We start from the raw sequence: 17,415 nt of genomic DNA, 5'->3' as shown, positions 1-17,415 counted from the left end.
GCCCCGGGCGCGGCTCCGGCGGCAGGCGCTGCCGCTCCGGCGGCGGGTGCGGCTCCCGCCAAGGCGCCCGCGGCAGGCGCAAAGGCTCCGGCGGCAGGCGCCAAGGCGCCTGCTGGCGGTGACAAGAAGAAGTAGGCGAGCGCGGGATGCCGCGTCATGCTGCTCTTTGTCGGCCTCGGTAATCCCGGCGCGAAGCATCAGAGCAACCGGCACAATATCGGTTTCATGGTTGTCGACGAAATTGCGCGGCGTCATGGTTTCGCACCATGGCGCCGCCGCTTTCAGGGCGAAACCGCCGAAGGCACGCTGGAGCGCGAGCGCGTCATATTGCTGAAGCCTTTGACCTACATGAACGACTCCGGGCAGGCGGTTCAGGACGCGGCCGGCTTCTTCAAGCTCGCGCAGGGCGAGATCACCGTGTTTCACGACGAGATCGAACTGCCGCCGGCAAAACTACGCGTTAAAACCGGCGGCGGCGTTGCCGGACACAATGGCCTGCGCTCGATCTCGGCGCATATCGGCAACGACTATCGGCGGGTGCGTCTCGGGGTCGGCCACCCCGGCGTCAAGCACCTGGTGCATGGCCATGTATTGAACGACTTTGCCAAGGACGAACGGCCGTGGGTCGAAGCGCTGCGCGAGACGATCGCCGACAATGCCGGGCTGCTCGCGGCCGGCCGCGACTCCACGTTTCAGAACAAGGTGCATCTGGCAATGCAGGCCAAGGGGTTTTCACTCAAGGAAGATGGCGAAGTGAAAGATTGACGTCGCGCGCCGGGATGATCGACTAGACACCGCCATGGCCGGGCTCATCCCGGCCATCCACGTCTCGACGCTAAGACGTGGATGGCCGCGACCAGCGCGGGCATGACGAACTCCGAACCAGAGGACGCAATGGGATTCAAATGCGGTATCGTCGGCCTGCCCAATGTCGGCAAGTCGACGCTGTTCAACGCGCTGACCGAGACCGCGGCGGCGCAGGCGGCCAACTATCCGTTCTGCACCATCGAGCCCAATGTCGGCGCCGTCGCGGTGCCGGATCCGCGGCTCGACAGCTTGGCGGAAATCGCCAAGTCGGCGCAGATCATTCCAACGCAACTGACCTTCGTCGATATCGCAGGACTGGTGCGCGGAGCATCGAAAGGCGAGGGCCTCGGCAACCAGTTTCTCGCCACCATCCGCGAAGTCGACGCGGTCGCCCACGTGGTGCGCTGCTTTGAGGATTCCGACATCACCCATGTCGAGGGCAAGATCGCGCCCCTGGCCGATATCGAAACCATCGAGACCGAACTGATGCTCGCAGATCTCGACAGTCTGGAGAAGCGCGTCGACAACCTCGGCAAAAAGGCCAAGGGTAACGACAAAGAGGCAAAAGAGCAGCTCGACCTGGTCAATCGCGCGCTGGTGCTGCTGCGCGAGGGCAAGCCGGCGCGTTTTCTTGAACGCAAGCCCGAACAGGAGCGCGGCTTCGGCATGCTGGGATTGTTGACGTCGAAGCCGGTGCTCTATGTCTGCAATGTCGAGGAAGGCTCGGTGGCGGGCGGCAACGCGTTTTCGAAACAGGTGTTCGAGCACGCGGAGAAAGAAGGCGCGGTCGCGGTCGCCATTTCCGCCAAGATCGAATCCGAGATCGCGACGCTGTCGCGCGCGGAGCGCACCGAGTTTCTCGATACGCTGGGGCTGGAAGAGGCCGGGCTCGACCGGCTGATCCGGGCCGGCTATCGGCTGCTTGATCTCATTACCTATTTCACCGTCGGTCCGAAGGAGGCCCGGGCCTGGACCATTCACCGCGGCACCAAGGCGCCGGCCGCCGCCGGCGTCATCCATACCGACTTCGAAAAGGGCTTCATTCGCGCCGAAACCATCGCCTATGACGACTATGTCGCGCTTGGCGGCGAAGCCGGCGCCCGCGATGCCGGCAGACTGCGGCTGGAAGGCAAGGAGTACGTCGTGGCCGACGGCGACGTGATGCATTTTCGGTTCAATACGTAACTGCGTATGGCGGATTAGCGCGGCGTAATCCGCCATTCCCACGCGTGGTTACGCCTTGCACTTCACTGGTTGAGCCATCGGCGCACCGGGCGGCTAACCCGCCCTCCCGGATCTGGTCACCGCATCTGGCCCTGGTCGCGGATGGCGCCGAGATGCTCGTTGATGCGGAATACGATCAGGATGAATTCCGCTACGATGCGCGAAAACACGATGCCGACGATCACGCCGGCGATCGAGGACAGCACCAGGATAAACCCGCCGAACGGGCTGATCGCCATCGCCGCCAGTCCGGAAAAAATCCCGGAGATGCCGAACAGGATCGTCAGCGCGATGACCAGCCAGTAGAATGTCTTGATGATCGTCGGCGTGATGAAGCGGTCCCACTGAAACAGATCCCGAAATTCAAACATCGGTGGTTCTCCCGGCAAATCGAAAGTTTGAGTCATCACGCAATATCCGCGGGCCAAGGGCCTAGCTCCGAACCGCGTCCCGGGCAAGATCGCAGGTGGCCCATGCGCAGCCGGTGGCTTGAGATTGCTGCAAAGTGCGGCCACAATCGGGCTTCCTCATCCGCAATCTCCTCATGATGCTCAGCTTCGAAGATTTTCCGCCCGGCCATTTCGGCACTTTCGGCCCGCGCCACGTTACGCGCGAGGAAATACTTGCGTTTGCCGCCGAGTTCGATCCGCAGCCGATGCATCTCGACGACGAGGCCGCCCGGCATTCGATGTTGAAGGGCCTTGCGGGTTCGGGATGGCACCTGTGCTCGCTGACGATGCGGATGATGTTCGACGGCTATATCGGCCGCACCGCCTCGCTGGGCTCGCCCGGCGTCAACGAACTGAAATGGCTGTCGCCGCTGCGGCCGGGCGACGATCTCACCCTCGATGTCGACGTGGTGGAGGCGCGGGTGTCGCGCAGCCGTCCCGACACCGGGATCGTGACGTTCAAATGCAGCGTCCGCAACGCGGCGGGGCAGGCGTTGTGCGAAATAACGTCGCCGATCATCGTGAAACGCCGCGAAGTGGAGGCCGCCGGGTAGGCATCATGCATTTTTTCGAGGACCTTGAGATCGGCCAGCGGCGCGAACTCGGCTCGTTCACCTTCACCGCTGAACGGATCAAGAAGTTCGCCGCGGAGTTCGATCCGCAGCGCTTTCATCTCGACGAGGAGGAGGGCCGCAAGTCGCTGTTCGGCGGGCTGGCGGCATCAGGCTGGCACGTCGGTTCGGCCTGCATGAAGCTGCTGGTGGCCAGCGGCCAACGCCGTGCGGCGGAGGCCGCGGCGCGCGGTGAGGAAGTCGCGGTCTGGGGGCCGTCGCCGGGCTTTACCGAGTTGCGCTGGATCAGGCCGGTGCTGGCCGGCGATACGCTCAGTTTCGCCAGCGAGACCGCATCGAAGCGCATCACGGCGTCGCGCCCCGGATGGGGCATCATGTCGGCCCGCAACACCGGCACCAACCAGCGCGGCGAACTGGCATTCTCCATGCTGGCGACGGGCTTCGTGCCGCTGCGCTCTTTTCTACCGTCATCCTAAAGGAACGCTCTTGCGCGTCTTGAAGGATAGCCGCTTGCGCCTGGGTCCGCACCCTTCGGGACGCCGCGCAAGCTGCGCGGCTCCTGAAGGATGATGGCGCCGAACAGCCGCCGGGAACCAAATTTCCGGTAACGCATTGTGAACCTGATGCTGCTCAAGTTGGACAGAGCAGCAGATCACAGGGGGGCGGCAATGGCTGATCGCAGCGGACTGAAATTTGTGGGCTTTATCTTCGCAACCGTGACGCTTGCGGTGATGCTGACCACCGGGATGATGGTTAACGGCTATGCCGACGGCGGCTACAGGCCCGACGGCACCACCATCGCCAGCCGATAGTTACGTTGTCCTAACCATCAATTGCGAAACGCGCCAGAAAGTTCGTCATGCCCGGGCCTGTCCCGGGCATCCACGTTTTTACGGCGTTAATTCGTAAGACGGCGATGGATTGCCGGGTCAAGCCCGGCAATGGCGCATCCACCCCCTGGACATCACCCGTTGCGCAGGCCGTCGGCGGCGCGTTTCCATTGCGCGACGTTGTCGGCGATCATGCGCGTCGACTTCATCGCCGCCTGGCTGAGCTGGGCATAGCCGGAGATCTCGCGCTGGACGCGCTGTCCTTCGTTGTGCAGCAGGTCGCGCAGGCTTTCCAGTTCGGCCACCAGGTTCTCGATTTCGGCCAGCGACGTTCCGGCGACGCGCTGGATCAGCGAATTGACGTTGTTGACGGTGGCTTCGGCAGTGGCATCGAGCGCGGGCTCGGCTGCCAGCATGCTGGGCGAGCGGCGCAGATAGGCGACGTCGTTGCGCACGAAATCGCGGATTCCGGCTTCCACTTCGGAAACCGCGGCAAGGTTGGAATCGTCCAGAGTTGTTTCGATCTTTTCAGATGGCATGGCGTTCATCGGCTGTCCCTTGTTTCGCATTGAGCGAGCGCGGATGTCCCCCGCACGACGAAAGTGAGCGGCGCCATCCATCCCGCGGAATTTGACCACATCGCGGCCAATCTGCGGCAATGCGCGATCTTTCCTGCGCGGCGGATCGTCGTCGCCGCGAAGGCGGGACCCGTAACCCCGGCGCTTGTCGTCGCGCGGCTGTCCAATGATGATACCGACCTGTCCAGATCATCGGCACGGCGGAGGATCGTCGCCTCGCGCTACGGCATGCACACTCTGTGCCGTCATTGCCGGGCTTGACCCTCTGGATGCACACATCTCGCCGTCATGCCGTGGCTTTGTGCCGGGCATCCACGTCTTCTTTCCGATGTGGAGCACAGACGTGGATGGCCGGGACGAGCCCGGCCATATGCACCCATCTCGGCCGTCATTGCCGACTCGACCCGGCAATCCATCCCCTTCGAAACGACTCTTTCCGAAGATGGATGGATACGCGGGTCAAACCCGCGCATGACGAAATATGAGCATGCGCCGGCGCCTTCGCGGGGACGACGGTGGTGATGTCTGACGCGCCCGGCCGCCGGGCTCAGGCGCGCATGGCGCCCAGCATCGATGCGGCCAGCGTCTCGGTCAGATCGCGGCCGAGCAACTGCTGGACTAGGTCGAACGAATCGAAGAACGAACAAAATTCGACGATCCGCCCGTCGCGCAGCGTATAGAACTCCGCGACGTCGACCTGGACGATGCGCCGATCCCCCCGCTTTTCCATCAGCAGCCGCTGCATCGTCGCGACCCTGTCGCCTTCGACCGCAATGAACCTGATTTCGTATTTGCGGCTCAGATAGCGTTTCTTCTGGGCCTGGATTGCTTCCGGGATCCACGCCTTGCCATGCTTGTGGCCGAGATGGGGAAACAGCTCCACCGGCGCGTAGGAGATCATGTCGATCTCATCGTCGACACAGTCCAGCGCGCCCGGCACGTCGCCGGCATAGAACGCGTCGAGATAGTCCAACACGCGTTGGCGGGTTTGGCCGTCGTCCATGCTGCTGTCCCCGCCGGGTTGAGCCCGACTCGTCAGTTCCGTTCGCATTGTGTACGGAATTTTGCGGGGAGCAAGCGAAAAGCAACTCAAGGTTGCCAGGGTTTGGGGGTGGGGTCGCCGGCAGCGCCGCGGGGCCCGCCGCCGGCTGGATTGGCGCCCTGCCGGCCGCCGTCGCTTGACTCAGCTCTTCCGGCTGTTGGCGCTTTGACCGGCGGCGGGCTTGCCGGACGAGAACGGCGACGGCGCAGCGCCTCCCTTTTTGAGGTTCTTGTCAGCCTTCGGCTTCTTCTTTTCCTTGTTGCTGCGCATCTGACCCTTGGCCATGACCATCTCCCTTGGCGCCCGGTTGAATCGATCGGCGCGGCGTGACGATAACAAATCCGCGGGGCCTTTGTAAGCAGCGCGGCCGGGATACGGAAACCCTTCAGAAGACTCTTGCGAGGATGGATGCGCGGGTCAGGCGCATGACGCGGTGTGGAACTGGAAAGCGCCGCCGCCGTTATGCCCGCGACATTCTTTCGGAGACCGCCATCATGAAAACCCTCGCCGCCTTCCTCGCCATCGCCGTGCTTGCCGCCGCCACCCCCGCCGACGCCAAGGGCTGCCTGAAAGGCGCCGTGGTCGGCGGCGTCGCCGGACACTATGCCGGCCACCACGGCATGCTCGGCGCTCTCGCCGGTTGCGCCTACGGCCGCCACCGCGCCAACGAACAGGACCGCGAACGCCAGGGCCAGGGCCCGCGCCAAGTGCCTGCCGGCGAGAAACTGTAGTCGTCGCCGCGCCGCCGGCGAACACACGCCGCATTGCGTCGAGGACAGGAGTGCCCCGTCATTGCCGGGCTTGACCCGCCAATCCATCGCTCTCGAAAGATGCACGCGACACGGGGCGGATGCGCGGGTCAGGCTCGCATGACGCAGTGCGATGGTGTGCGGACCATGCCCAGCTCGCAATAATCCGGTTCGTACTCCGTAGTCTCCGGGGACCACAGCACGACAAACTCCTTGCCGTCTCACTCGATCAGCGTGGTGAGTTCCTCGCTCTCGGTCGGTGTCATGTCACAGGCCTCGCAGTGCGGACACTCGTCGTTGCACATGCACGACCACCGGTCCTGCCACTTGCGCTCACAGCGCTCGCATACGTAATGGTTGAGAAACCAGGCCACGCGATCCACCCTTAGGATCGCAAACGATAACTCCCGCGCGACACGAAATCCACAAACCCGCGGTTGCGGAGGAATTGAAGCTGCTGGCGTATTTTCGGCCTGACGTTCTGATTGCCCGGATAGAGCCCGCCGAGATGCCGCTCGAAAGCGTAGACCTCATCCAGCGTGAATTCGCGCTTGCCGAGCGACTCCACGCATTTCATGACGTCGAGCAGCCAGCCCCGCGATTCCAGCGACTCATCCCTGAGGAAAAGCGTCTTCTGCCATTCCGCGAGAACGAGCTCCTTCGCGCGAACGATGCCGTTCTGCACGATATGAATCTTGCCCGATTCCGGTATCTGGCCAAGCAGGATTTTCGAACCAACCCAGCCGGCGCGCCGTGCCGTCGGCGCCAGTGGCTTGCGCTCCTCGATGATATCGCGGACGAAAAAATGCTTCGGCACGATGAACAGGTTGACTACAGCAAGTGAATTGAGGTCGTAATTCATCAGCAGCAGGTTCGGATTGTTGTTCGCCGCGAGACGCTGGCATTTCGTGTTGAATTCGCCGTCGAGAACCTTCGCGCCGAATTTTTGCGCTGGCTGGTCGGTTCACGTGCCATCGCTGGGTGCGCATTGGTAGTGATTGAGCAAACAGCCATTCCTATTCGGTCTCCTCGTCTTCGTCATCGGAGATGTCAAGTGTCGGTCCTATAGGAGAAATCTCACTCACTTCATTAATTGGTTTGCCCTCGAAATAAGAGTTTACGATCCGCCAACGATTATTGAGCTTGCCCTTACCAGTGATGTCTTTGAGAGTTGAGAAGTTCGCCGTCGAAACATCTATAACAGGCGTTTTCTCGTCAATCGAGACTCCGATTAGCAAGATCGGCAAGGTAATCGATAAATTTGCTGAGGGAAGTTCACGCTTGGCTCGCTCGAAATGCGCAACATTTGAATCGATACGCGTTCCAAGTGAAGACATAGGGACGATGCTAACAGCAGCCTGAGTGAGAGACTCGCTATAAGCCGCTTGGAATTTGAAGATGTCGCTATACCAACGCGACATATTGCCAAATTGAACTTCGGTTTGGACATGAAGCCCGTTGAACTCTTTTCTGAAATCAGCTTTCAGATTGCTATTTAAAATCTTGGTCGCAATCGGATGAAATTGCCAGCCGCATTCAATGGCCAGCTTTCGATCAAAGTAGGCATTTAGAAGTTGCTGGACTACATCCAGCCTCTTGTTTTTTGATTTTCCAGGATAAACAAATACTGGCGCCTTGATCACAGCGCCGATTATTTCATCCCAGCATTGAACATGTTTATCGTGTTGAAGTATTTCTTCTGCGAAACGGTAGCTAAAAATTTCATATTTCATCAATGTCCGCCGCGCGGCTTTGTCGGATCATAAACCGGTTTGTCCATCGGCCGTGTTTTCAAAAGACCCGCTCTGAGCAAATGAAGCCGCTCCCATGCGATATTGACGTATTCAGGCACCACATCGCAACCCAATCCGTAGCGATTGTGCTTCACCGCGCCAACCACGGCCGTTCCAACACCCATATAAGGATCGAAAACCTTGTCGTATCGATTGGTCAGCGACAGTACCAGCCGCTCGATCAACTCGACCGGAAACTGGCAGGGATGTTCGGTCTTTTCGACATGGTTATTTTTCACGTTCGGAAAAATCCAAACGTCACCTGGGTTCTTGCCGAGCGGATTGCCTGACAACTGTCCAATTCTCGGGCCTTTGAAATGCTTCTTGTTTGGATATTTTGAGGGAACCCGAATTGGATCGAGATTAAATGTGTAGTCGTTTGATTTCGTAAACCAAAGAATAGTCTCATGCCGCCCCGAAAGACGCTTCGAACAGTGTAGGCCATGCTCAAAATGCCAGATCATCCGGTTACGCAGATGCAAGCCATGATCTTTAAAAATTCGATACAGAATAATGTCGAGCGGAAATACTTCCCCATCCTGAACGTGATTGCCAACTTGCCAACAGATCGATCCTTGGTCGTGCATAAGTCTGACGCATTCCGAGATCACTTGCGCTTGCGTGCTGATGTAGTTCTCAAGAGAGTCCCTTTTTTCGTACTCCTTGCCAATATTGTAGGGTGGCGAAGTGACGATCAATTTGATTGAGCCGTTTGGCAATCTCCGCATAAAGTCCAGATTATCCTCACAGGCCATCTTAGCTTGTGAATCTGCGCGCAGACGCACCACCCGCTGCTGCATATTCATCGAATCACCCCCACCAAATCTAGTTCTCTATTTGTTCTCACAAATAAGCAACAAATCAAGATATTAAATGAAGATGTCCACAGACATTCAGGCAGGCAAATGCTGCAACTCGAGCACGAAAACCTACCGCTTCTTCCACCCGCCCCGATGCCCTGGCGCGCCGCCGCTCGACCGGGGCGCCGGCCCGAACTCCGGGCCCGACTCGCGCGAGTTGGTCGGCTGGAATATCTTGCTCCCGCCTCCCGATCCCGTTTCTGCTCCCGCTGGCTTGCGCGGGCGCTTGCCTTGCACCGGTTTTACCTCGTGCCAGGTGGCGATGCCCATTTCATCCAAAGAGGGCTTGTGGATGCGGGAGGAGGAGAGGCCAGGACTCGTGGCCTGCCCCTCACCCGGGCCCTCTCCCCGCGAAGAGCGGGAGGGAGAAGCGCCGCGGCCCCCGCGCGCTAGCGCGTTCGGCATCGATTCCGTCATGCTCTTGGGCTGATAGATGCGGCTTTCCGTTCCCGGTCCCATCTCGTCCAGCGTCGGTTTTCGCGCGCGCGAGGTGCCGAACCGGTTGCCGCGCTTGCCTTGCGCGGCCATTTTATCGAGCCGCGCCGGCAGGTTCGCCGCCTCGCCGAACTGCTTTGCGCCGGTATAGGCGCCGCCGCGCGCGGCGACGCCGCGCTGCTTGATGGTCGGATCGTCCACCACCGCGAGCTCGGTGGCGCGCAGCCGCTTGACCTCGTCGCGCAATCGCGCGGCTTCCTCGAAGTTCAGATCCGCGGCGGCCTCGCGCATCCGCGTTTCCAGGTCGGACAATACCGCCTCGAAATTGTGCCCGATGCTGATGACGTCGTCGGCCATGCCGCCGCCGCCGATCTCCACCAGCACGTGGTCGCGCTCATAGACGCTGTTCATGATGTCGTGGATCGAGCGCTTGATGCTCTCCGGCGTGATGTTGTGCGCGGTATTGTATTCGACCTGCTTTTCGCGGCGGCGGTCGGTTTCGGCGATGGCGCGTTCCATCGAGCCGGTGATCTGGTCGGCATAGAGGATCACCCGGCCGTCGACGTTGCGCGCCGCGCGGCCGATGGTCTGGATCAAGCTCGTCTCGCTGCGCAAGAAACCTTCCTTGTCGGCGTCCAGGATCGCGACCAAAGCGCATTCGGGGATGTCGAGGCCCTCGCGCAACAGGTTGATGCCGACCAGCGCGTCGAACGCGCCGAGCCGCAGATCGCGGATGATCTCGATGCGCTCAATGGTGTCGATGTCCGAGTGCATGTAGCGCACGCGGATGCCCTGCTCATGCAGATATTCGGTGAGGTCCTCCGCCATCCGTTTGGTCAATACGGTGACCAGCGAGCGGTAGCCGGCGTTGGCGGTGGCGCGGACCTCGCCGACGAGGTCGTCGACCTGGGTGCGGGCGGGGCGGATATGCACGGGCGGATCGATCAGCCCGGTGGGGCGGATCACCTGCTCGACGAACACGCCGCCGCTCTCGTTGAGCTCCCACGCCGACGGCGTCGCCGACACCGCGACCGATTGCGGGCGCATCATGTCCCATTCCTCGAACCGCAGCGGCCGGTTGTCCATGCAGGACGGCAGCCGGAAGCCGTATTCCGCCAGCGTCGCCTTGCGGCGGAAGTCGCCTTTGAACATGCCGCCGATCTGCGGCACCGTGACGTGGCTCTCGTCGGCGAACACCAGCGCGTTGTCGGGGACGTATTCGAACAGCGTCGGCGGCGGCTCGCCGGGGCGGCGGCCGGTGAGATAGCGCGAATAGTTCTCGATGCCGGCGCAGCTTCCGGTGGCTTCCATCATTTCGAGGTCGAAGGTGGTGCGCTGCTCCAGCCGCTGCGCTTCCAGGAGGCGGCCCTGGTCGTGCAACTGGTCGAGCCGCCATTTCAGCTCGCTCTTGATCGCCTTGATGGCCTGGATCAGCGTCGGCCGTGGCGTCACGTAATGCGAGTTGGCGTAGATCTTGATGAATTCCAGCTCGTCCTGCTTGTGGCCGGTGAGCGGGTCGAACTCCTCGATGGTCTCCACCGTGTCGCCGAACAGGTTGACGCGCCAGGCGCGGTCCTCGTAGTGCGCCGGAAAGATGTCGATGACGTCGCCGCGCACCCGAAAGGTGCCGCGGGCGAAGTCCGCCTGCGTCCGCTTGTACTGCAGCGCCACCAGGTCCGCGATCAGCTGCCGCTGGTCGATGCGCTCGCCCTTCTTCAGCGCAAAGGTCATCGCGGTATAGGTTTCCACCGAGCCGATGCCGTAGATGCAGGACACCGAGGCGACGATGATGACGTCGTCGCGCTCCAACAGCGCCCGTGTCGCGGAATGGCGCATGCGGTCGATCTGCTCGTTGATCGAGGAATCCTTTTCGATGTAGGTGTCGGTGCGGGGGACGTAGGCTTCGGGCTGGTAGTAGTCGTAATAGGAGACAAAATACTCCACCGCATTATCCGGAAAAAAGTTCTTGAACTCGCCGTAGAGCTGCGCCGCCAGCGTCTTGTTCGGCGCCAGAATCAGCGCCGGGCGCTGCGTCGCCTCGATCACCTTGGCCATGGTGTAGGTCTTGCCCGAGCCGGTGACGCCGAGCAGCACCTGGGTGCGGTCGTTGCGCTGGATGCCCTCGACCAGTTCGGCAATGGCGGTGGGCTGGTCGCCCTTCGGCTCATATTCGGATTTGATCTCGAAGCGCACGCCGCCTTCGGATTTCTCCGGGCGCGGCGGGCGATGCGGCGTCCAGATTTTTACCCGTCCGTCCTCGCCCTTGAATTCAGGCCGCCCCTCGCGGATCAGATTCTCCAGCGCATCGGCGGTGGCCTGCACGCCCAGCGCCTCCATCTTGTTGCGCGGCGGCCGCGCCAGCGCCGCGGCGTCTTCCTCCTCGGTGGTGAAGCCGAACTGCTTTGCCAGTTCCGGATCAAGGGTGGGAATTGTCGCCGATGTGCCGTAATTGGCCTGCGGCGCCTCCTCAAAACCTTTTTCAAGACCTTGCCGCGCGCCCGGCGGCTGTGGATTTTGCCGCAGCGGCATCGGATACGGATCGGCGGCTGCGCTTTCCGGAAAACTCTTCGGCGTCGATTTGCGCGCGCGATGGATCGCGGCCTCGCCGCCGGAGCGCCGGTCCTTGGAATTATCCGGCGGCGGCTGCAGCCCGGTTCCGGAGCCGATGCCGGCCTCGCCCTTGGCGATCGCAGGATTGAGCAGGTCCGCCAATGCAGGCCCGATCGGCTGCACCTCGGGTCTCGACGCTTTAGAACTCGGTGCCCTGGATTTCGCGGTTTTGACCGGCTTGCCGGGATTGTCTGGATTGTTCGCCATGGGGCGAATATGGGATGAGTCCGGCGGACATAAAAGGGCAAAAGCCTCGTCAAAACCTGGGGAAACGCACGATGAAGAAGCTTCGCGTCACATTGACGATGTCAGCCGTAGCGGCGGTTCTGGCCCTGACTACCCAGCCGCTTTTCGCCCAATCGAAAGACGCGGAACCCGCGACGCGCGACGCCAACATAGCATTCCTTGCCGACCTGCCGTTCTTTGGTCAAACCGATTTCGACGATGCCCAGCGCGGCTTCATCGCCACGCTGCCGGATGGCGTGATCGCCGGTCCCGGCGGCAGGCCCGCGTTCGACACCAGGCCTTACGCATTCCTGCAGAAAGAACAGGCGCCGGCCACGGTCAATCCGAGTCTGTGGCGGCAGGCGCGGCTCAACGCCATCAACGGCCTGTTCCAGGTTGCCGAGCGGGTCTACCAGGTACGCGGTCTCGACATCGCCAACATGACCATCATCGAAGGCGACTCCGGCCTGATCCTGATCGATCCGCTGCTGTCCAACGAAACCGCGAAGGCGGCGCTCGATCTGTATCTCGCCAACCGCCCGGCAAAGCAGGTCGCCGCGGTGATCTACACCCACAGCCATGCCGATCATTTCGGCGGCGCCAAGGGCGTGATGTCGGCTGAGGATGCCGCATCCGGCCGGGTAAAAGTGATCGCGCCGGACGGGTTCATGGCGCACGCGGTGGCCGAAAACGTCATCGCCGGCAACGCGATGTCGCGCCGCGCGCAGTTCCAGTTCGGCAGCGTGCTGCCGGTCGGCGAGCGCGCGCAGATCGACACCGGGCTCGGCAAGGCGCTGTCCAAAGGCACCATCTCGCTGGTGCCGCCCAACGACGTGATCAAGCAGGCTTACGAGACCCGTACCGTCGACGGCGTCGAGATCGAATTCCACCTGGTGCCGGGCTCCGAGGCGCCGTCCGAAATGCTCATGTATTTTCCGCAGTTCAGGCTCCTGAACATGGCGGAAGACGCCGCCCACACCATGCACAACCTCTACACCATCCGCGGCGCCGAGATTCGCGACGGCCGGCTGTGGTCGCGCTATATCGGCGACGCGATCGAGCGCTATGGCGAGCGCACCGATGCGGTGATCGCGCAGCATCACTGGCCGATCTGGGGCAATCCACGCATCCTCGTGTTCCTGAAACAGCAGCGCGATCTCTACAAGTTCATCCACGACCAGTCGGTGCGGCTGCTCAACCACGGCCTGACGCCGACGGAGATCGCCGAGCAGTTGAAACTGCCGCAAAGCCTCGCCAATGTCTGGGCGTCGCGGGGCTATTACGGCACGCTGAGCCACAACGCCAAGGCGGTGTATCAGTTCTATCTCGGCTGGTACGACGCCAATCCCGCCGACCTCAATCCGCTGCCGCGCGCGGAAATGGCGAAAAAGCAGGTAGACTACATGGGCGGCGCGGAAGCGGTGCTGAAGCGGGCGCGCGACGATTTTGCCGCCGGGCAATATCGCTGGGTCGCCAGCGTGACCAGCCAGTTGGTGTTCGCCGATCCCGCCAACAAGGACGCGCGCAATCTCGGCGCCGACGCGCTGGAACAGCTCGGCTACCAGAGCGAGGCCGCGACTTGGCGCAACGCCTATCTGCTCGGCGCCGCCGAATTGCGGGGCGGCGTGCCGGCGGCGCAGGGCGGGGCCAACGCCGAACTGCTCAAGGGCGTCTCGATCGATCTTGCCTTCGATTTCCTCGGCGTGCGGCTCAACGCCGCCAAAGCCGAGGGCAAGACCATCGTGATCAACTGGACCTTTACCGACCTCAACCAGACCTATGTGATGAACCTGGAGAATTCCGCGCTGACGCACCGCGCCGGTCCGCTCTCCGACCATGCCGATGCCGGCGTGAAAATCACCCGCGCCGCGCTCGACGCCATCACGCTGAAGCAGCGCAGCTTCCTCGGCAGCATCGTCACCGGCGACGTCTCGATCTCCGGCAATCCGCTGAAACTGCGCGAGCTGTTCGGAATGCTCGACGACTTTTCGCCGGGGTTCGAGGTGGTGGAGCCGAAAAAGGCGCTAGTGGAGTGATGGCGTTTCTCCGGACGCAGCGCAGCGCTCTTCGCGGCGTGGTGCGCTGCAGAGCCGGGTCGCGACCGCCGGTGCTTGCTACGGTCCGGGCTCTGCGCGGCGGCATGATCGGCAATGCTTCGCATCGCCTTGGAATGCCGCACCGCGTCGGGGATACACGGCACGCGTCATGGCCGGGCTTGACCCTGCCGGATTCACACATCTCGTCATACGCGGGCTTGACCCTCGTATGACGAGGGCGGAGAATCGTCTTCCTGTAAACCGCCTTGAGGGACCCCATTGCCCGCCGACATCAACCCGCTTGCCGGCACGATCGCCGCGCCTTCCATGCTGGCGAATGTGCCGCGGCTGGTGACGGCGTATTTCGCAGGCAAACCCGATCCGTCGGTGCCGTCGCAGCGGGTTGCGTTCGGCACCTCGGGGCATCGCGGCTCTGCGTTCGGCAATGCCTTCAACGAGGCGCATATTCTCAGCATCAGCCAGGCGTTGTGCGATCACCGCGCGCGCAGCGGTATCAGCGGTCCGTTGTTTATCGGTATCGACACCCACGCGCTGGCCGAGCCGGCGCTGGCCAGCGCGCTCGAAGTATTCGCCGCCAATGGCGTCGATGTCATGATCGACGCGCAGGACGGCTACACGCCGACGCCGGTGATCTCGCATGCGATCCTCACTTATAACAAAGGCCGCGACAGCGGCCTTGCCGATGGCGTGGTGATCACGCCGTCGCACAATCCGCCCGAAGACGGCGGCTTCAAGTACAATCCGCCCAATGGCGGTCCGGCGGATACCGACGTCACGTCCGGTATTGAGCGCGCCGCCAACGCTTTTCTGGAGCACGATCTCCAGGGCGTGAAGCGCATCCCCTATGACCGCGCGCGCAAATCGCCGTGCGTGCGCCGTTTCGACTACATCAGCCCTTATGTCGCCGGCCTCGCCGATGTCGTCGACATGGATGCGATCCGCTCCTCCGGCGTCCGGATCGGCATCGATCCGCTGGGCGGCGCCGGCGTGCATTACTGGCAGCCGATCGTCGAGCGCTACGGCCTTGCGGCCACCATCGTCAGCGCTGAGGTCGATCCGACCTTCCGCTTCATGACCCTCGACTGGGACGGAAAAATCCGGATGGACTGCTCCTCGCCTTACGCGATGGCGCGGCTGATCGGGATGCGCGAGCACTTCGACGTGGCCTTTGCCAACGACACCGACGCCGACCGCCACGGCATCGTGACGCGCTCGAACGGCCTGATGAACCCCAACCATTTTCTCGCCGCCTCCATTGCCTATCTGTTCGCGCATCGTCCGCAATGGGGCGGCAATGCCGCGATCGGCAAGACCGTCGTCTCCAGCGCGATCATCGACCGCGTCGCCGGAAAACTCGGCCGCACGCTGGTCGAAACCCCGGTGGGTTTCAAATGGTTCGTCGATGGCCTGAGCGGCGGGTCGTTCGGCTTCGCCGGCGAGGAAAGCGCCGGGGCCTCGTTCCTGCGCCGCGACGGATCGGTGTGGACCACCGACAAGGACGGCCTCATTCTGGGATTATTGGCCGCCGAGATCACCGCCCGGACCGGGCGCGATCCCAGCCAGTCCTTCGACGATCTCACGCGCGAATTCGGCGTGCCGTTCTATGAGCGGATCGACGCGCCGGCGACGCCGGCGCAGAAGAACCTGCTGAAGGCGCTGTCGGCGGAGAAACTCGGCATCAAGGAACTGGCGGGCGAACCGGTTCGCGCTGCGGTGACCCATGCGCCGGGCAATGGCCAGCCGTTCGGCGGCATCAAGGTTTCTACCGACGACGGCTGGTTCGCCGCGCGGCCCTCGGGCACCGAGGACGTCTACAAGATCTATGCAGAGAGTTTTCGCAGCGAGGCGCATCTGCGGCAGATACAGGGCGAGGCGCAGGACGCCATCGCGCGGGCATTCGGCGGTTAGTGCGTCCTTGCCGGGTCACCCCTTATTGGATGCCCGTATCTCATCGTCACGCCGGGCGTGACCCGGCAATCCACCCTGTTCGAAAGAATCTTCTGAAGAATGATGGAAGGCGCGGGTTCCGGGACACGGAGATGTGAGGCCGCGGCATTGACACGATGACGCGAAGTAGCGACATTCATGCATCCGCATCCACTTTGCACATGCGCCCCAGTTCACAGCCAGGAAACGCGCCATGATCGACCTTCACTACTGGACCACGCCGAACGGGCACAAGATCACGATGTTTCTCGAGGAAGCGGGGCTTCCGTACAAGATCTTCCCGGTCAACATCGGCAAGGGCGACCAGTTCAAGCCGGAATTTCTCGCGATCGCGCCGAACAACCGCATTCCTGCGATGGTCGATCATGAGCCGAACGGCGGGGCCAAGCCGATCTCGATTTTCGAGTCCGGCGCAATGCTGCTGTATCTCGCCGAGAAGACCGGCAAATTCCTCCCCGTCGATCTTCATGGCCGCTACGACGCGATTCAATGGGTGTTCTGGCAGATGGGCGGCCTCGGTCCGATGGCCGGACAGAACCATCATTTCCGCAATTACGCGCAGGAAAAAATCAAATACGCCATCGACCGCTACGTCAACGAAACCAACCGGCTCTACGGCGTGCTCAACAAGCGTCTCAAGGACCGCGAATTCATCGCCGGCGATTACTCGATCGCGGACATGGCGAGCTATCCCTGGATCGTGCCTTACAAGAACCAGGAGCAGGACATCAACGATTTCCCGAACCTGAAGCGCTGGCTGGAAACCATCGCGGCGCGCCCCGCCACGGTGCGGGCCTACGCCAAAGCGAAAGAGGTCAATCCGAATTTCGGCCAGCCCTCGATCCGCACCGACGAAGAGCGCAAGCTGCTGTTCGGGCAGACCGCGGCGGTGGTGAAGTAATGCAATGTGTCATACGCGGGCTTGACCCGCCCGCGGGCCCGAAGCCGCTTCGGCGAGGCAAAGGATGCACCCATCTCCGCCGTCATGGCCGGGCTTGTCCCTGCTGGATTCACACATCTCGTCATACGCGGGTCAAGCCCGGCCATCCACGTCTGTGCTCCACATCGGAAGAAAGACGTGGATGCCCGGCACAAGGCCGGGCATGACGGCGTGTTGCCGTCGTAGCGCTGCGCAGCGCCGCATCGCGCCCGAACGCCGGAGGTCGTCATTGCCGGGCTTGACCCACGGCTGTCCGGTTCATTGAAAGTATAATCCAAGTTTCAGCTGATTTGGATT

At 62.1% G+C, this 17,415-nt stretch carries 17 protein-coding genes and 1 pseudogene; 9 read left to right on the top strand and 9 right to left on the bottom strand.

Annotation, left to right across the window (positions count from 1 at the left end):
- Positions 1 to 156: 156 nt before the first annotated feature.
- Together pth and ychF are read left to right on the top strand one after the other, a co-directional pair.
- Positions 157 to 765, top strand: coding sequence for an aminoacyl-tRNA hydrolase (gene pth, locus ACFE72_RS22825; RefSeq protein WP_375415399.1), 609 nt, complete (start codon positions 157 to 159; stop codon positions 763 to 765).
- Between the two features lie 129 nt (positions 766 to 894).
- Positions 895 to 1,992, top strand: a complete 1,098-nt coding sequence (gene ychF, locus ACFE72_RS22820) for a redox-regulated ATPase YchF (protein ID WP_375415398.1) — start codon at positions 895 to 897, stop codon at positions 1,990 to 1,992.
- A 116-nt stretch (positions 1,993 to 2,108) separates the two neighbouring features.
- On the opposite strand, the gene ACFE72_RS22815 is transcribed toward ychF, so the two are convergent.
- Entirely contained in the window at positions 2,109 to 2,402 is a 294-nt protein-coding gene (locus ACFE72_RS22815; RefSeq protein WP_375415397.1) for a DUF4282 domain-containing protein, read from the bottom strand.
- A 173-nt stretch (positions 2,403 to 2,575) separates the two neighbouring features.
- Here ACFE72_RS22815 and ACFE72_RS22810 point away from each other — a divergent pair, with 173 nt between their 5' ends.
- The 3 genes from ACFE72_RS22810 (at position 2,576) to ACFE72_RS22800 (ending at position 3,864) form a co-directional block, all read left to right on the top strand.
- A complete protein-coding gene (locus ACFE72_RS22810) occupies positions 2,576 to 3,034 on the top strand; it encodes a MaoC family dehydratase (protein ID WP_375415396.1) in 459 nt (152 codons plus the stop codon).
- 5 nt (positions 3,035 to 3,039) lie between these two features.
- Positions 3,040 to 3,528, top strand: coding sequence for a MaoC family dehydratase (locus ACFE72_RS22805; protein WP_375415395.1), 489 nt, complete (start codon positions 3,040 to 3,042; stop codon positions 3,526 to 3,528).
- 192 nt (positions 3,529 to 3,720) lie between these two features.
- Entirely contained in the window at positions 3,721 to 3,864 is a 144-nt protein-coding gene (locus ACFE72_RS22800) for a hypothetical protein (protein ID WP_375415394.1), read from the top strand.
- A gap of 152 nt (positions 3,865 to 4,016) precedes the next feature.
- Here ACFE72_RS22800 and ACFE72_RS22795 read toward each other — a convergent pair whose 3' ends face one another.
- The 3 genes from ACFE72_RS22795 to ACFE72_RS22785 form a co-directional block, all read right to left on the bottom strand.
- A complete protein-coding gene (locus ACFE72_RS22795) occupies positions 4,017 to 4,430 on the bottom strand; it encodes a hypothetical protein (RefSeq protein ID WP_375415393.1) in 414 nt (137 codons plus the stop codon).
- Positions 4,431 to 5,007: 577 nt separating this feature from the next.
- A complete protein-coding gene (locus ACFE72_RS22790; RefSeq protein ID WP_375415392.1) occupies positions 5,008 to 5,463 on the bottom strand; it encodes a nuclear transport factor 2 family protein in 456 nt (151 codons plus the stop codon).
- A gap of 180 nt (positions 5,464 to 5,643) precedes the next feature.
- Complete coding sequence (locus tag ACFE72_RS22785) at positions 5,644 to 5,787, bottom strand: hypothetical protein (protein ID WP_375415391.1); 144 nt, start codon at positions 5,785 to 5,787, stop codon at positions 5,644 to 5,646.
- A 209-nt stretch (positions 5,788 to 5,996) separates the two neighbouring features.
- Here ACFE72_RS22785 and ACFE72_RS22780 point away from each other — a divergent pair, with 209 nt between their 5' ends.
- A complete protein-coding gene (locus ACFE72_RS22780; RefSeq protein WP_375415390.1) occupies positions 5,997 to 6,233 on the top strand; it encodes a hypothetical protein in 237 nt (78 codons plus the stop codon).
- Positions 6,234 to 6,636: 403 nt separating this feature from the next.
- On the opposite strand, the gene ACFE72_RS22775 is transcribed toward ACFE72_RS22780, so the two are convergent.
- The 5 genes and pseudogenes from ACFE72_RS22775 to uvrB form a co-directional block, all read right to left on the bottom strand.
- Positions 6,637 to 6,858 carry a hypothetical protein gene (locus ACFE72_RS22775; protein ID WP_375415400.1) on the bottom strand — a complete coding sequence of 74 codons (222 nt, stop codon included), beginning with the start codon at positions 6,856 to 6,858 and terminating at the stop codon, positions 6,637 to 6,639.
- Between the two features lie 18 nt (positions 6,859 to 6,876).
- Positions 6,877 to 7,188, bottom strand: a pseudogene (locus ACFE72_RS22770) (DpnI domain-containing protein); the annotation flags it as partial.
- 79 nt (positions 7,189 to 7,267) lie between these two features.
- The gene (locus tag ACFE72_RS22765) at positions 7,268 to 7,984 is read right to left on the bottom strand and encodes a BglII/BstYI family type II restriction endonuclease (protein WP_375415389.1); all 717 of its coding nucleotides are present in this window, start codon (positions 7,982 to 7,984) and stop codon (positions 7,268 to 7,270) included.
- On the bottom strand, positions 7,984 to 8,850 hold the full coding sequence (locus tag ACFE72_RS22760) for a DNA-methyltransferase (RefSeq protein ID WP_375415388.1): 867 nt from the start codon (positions 8,848 to 8,850) through the stop codon (positions 7,984 to 7,986). Before ACFE72_RS22760 ends, ACFE72_RS22765 begins: the two co-directional genes overlap by 1 nt.
- 123 nt (positions 8,851 to 8,973) lie before the next feature.
- Positions 8,974 to 12,156 carry an excinuclease ABC subunit UvrB gene (gene uvrB / locus ACFE72_RS22755; RefSeq protein WP_375415387.1) on the bottom strand — a complete coding sequence of 1,061 codons (3,183 nt, stop codon included), beginning with the start codon at positions 12,154 to 12,156 and terminating at the stop codon, positions 8,974 to 8,976.
- A gap of 71 nt (positions 12,157 to 12,227) precedes the next feature.
- Here uvrB and ACFE72_RS22750 point away from each other — a divergent pair, with 71 nt between their 5' ends.
- The 3 genes from ACFE72_RS22750 to ACFE72_RS22740 all read left to right on the top strand — a co-directional run bounded on the left by ACFE72_RS22750 (position 12,228) and on the right by ACFE72_RS22740 (position 17,079).
- Positions 12,228 to 14,210, top strand: a complete 1,983-nt coding sequence (locus ACFE72_RS22750) for an alkyl/aryl-sulfatase (protein WP_375415386.1) — start codon at positions 12,228 to 12,230, stop codon at positions 14,208 to 14,210.
- A gap of 279 nt (positions 14,211 to 14,489) precedes the next feature.
- Positions 14,490 to 16,139, top strand: a complete 1,650-nt coding sequence (gene pgm, locus ACFE72_RS22745) for a phosphoglucomutase (alpha-D-glucose-1,6-bisphosphate-dependent) (protein ID WP_375415385.1) — start codon at positions 14,490 to 14,492, stop codon at positions 16,137 to 16,139.
- A 232-nt stretch (positions 16,140 to 16,371) separates the two neighbouring features.
- Positions 16,372 to 17,079, top strand: coding sequence for a glutathione binding-like protein (locus ACFE72_RS22740; protein ID WP_375415384.1), 708 nt, complete (start codon positions 16,372 to 16,374; stop codon positions 17,077 to 17,079).
- Positions 17,080 to 17,415 lie beyond the last annotated feature (336 nt).

This window comes from uncultured Bradyrhizobium sp., from assembly GCF_964252615.1.
GTDB lineage: Bacteria > Pseudomonadota > Alphaproteobacteria > Rhizobiales > Xanthobacteraceae > Bradyrhizobium.
The sequence above is the reverse complement of the archived record's forward strand: the minus strand, read 5'-3'. Positions and strand labels throughout refer to the sequence as shown.

Excerpts from the sequence above, each read along its gene's own strand:
- ACFE72_RS22800 (WP_375415394.1), top strand. The coding sequence starts at position 3,721 with ATGGCTGATCGCAGCGGACTGAAATTTGTGGGCTTTATCTTCGCAACC.
- ACFE72_RS22815 (WP_375415397.1), bottom strand. The coding sequence starts at position 2,402 with ATGTTTGAATTTCGGGATCTGTTTCAGTGGGACCGCTTCATCACGCCG.
- ACFE72_RS22785 (WP_375415391.1), bottom strand. The coding sequence starts at position 5,787 with ATGGCCAAGGGTCAGATGCGCAGCAACAAGGAAAAGAAGAAGCCGAAG.
- ACFE72_RS22750 (WP_375415386.1), top strand. The coding sequence starts at position 12,228 with ATGAAGAAGCTTCGCGTCACATTGACGATGTCAGCCGTAGCGGCGGTT.
- ACFE72_RS22780 (WP_375415390.1), top strand. The coding sequence starts at position 5,997 with ATGAAAACCCTCGCCGCCTTCCTCGCCATCGCCGTGCTTGCCGCCGCC.
- ACFE72_RS22740 (WP_375415384.1), top strand. The coding sequence starts at position 16,372 with ATGATCGACCTTCACTACTGGACCACGCCGAACGGGCACAAGATCACG.
- pth (WP_375415399.1), top strand. The coding sequence starts at position 157 with ATGCTGCTCTTTGTCGGCCTCGGTAATCCCGGCGCGAAGCATCAGAGC.
- uvrB (WP_375415387.1), bottom strand. The coding sequence starts at position 12,156 with ATGGCGAACAATCCAGACAATCCCGGCAAGCCGGTCAAAACCGCGAAA.
- ACFE72_RS22790 (WP_375415392.1), bottom strand. The coding sequence starts at position 5,463 with ATGGACGACGGCCAAACCCGCCAACGCGTGTTGGACTATCTCGACGCG.
- ACFE72_RS22795 (WP_375415393.1), bottom strand. The coding sequence starts at position 4,430 with ATGAACGCCATGCCATCTGAAAAGATCGAAACAACTCTGGACGATTCC.
- ACFE72_RS22760 (WP_375415388.1), bottom strand. The coding sequence starts at position 8,850 with ATGAATATGCAGCAGCGGGTGGTGCGTCTGCGCGCAGATTCACAAGCT.
- ychF (WP_375415398.1), top strand. The coding sequence starts at position 895 with ATGGGATTCAAATGCGGTATCGTCGGCCTGCCCAATGTCGGCAAGTCG.
- ACFE72_RS22805 (WP_375415395.1), top strand. The coding sequence starts at position 3,040 with ATGCATTTTTTCGAGGACCTTGAGATCGGCCAGCGGCGCGAACTCGGC.
- ACFE72_RS22810 (WP_375415396.1), top strand. The coding sequence starts at position 2,576 with ATGATGCTCAGCTTCGAAGATTTTCCGCCCGGCCATTTCGGCACTTTC.
- ACFE72_RS22765 (WP_375415389.1), bottom strand. The coding sequence starts at position 7,984 with ATGAAATATGAAATTTTTAGCTACCGTTTCGCAGAAGAAATACTTCAA.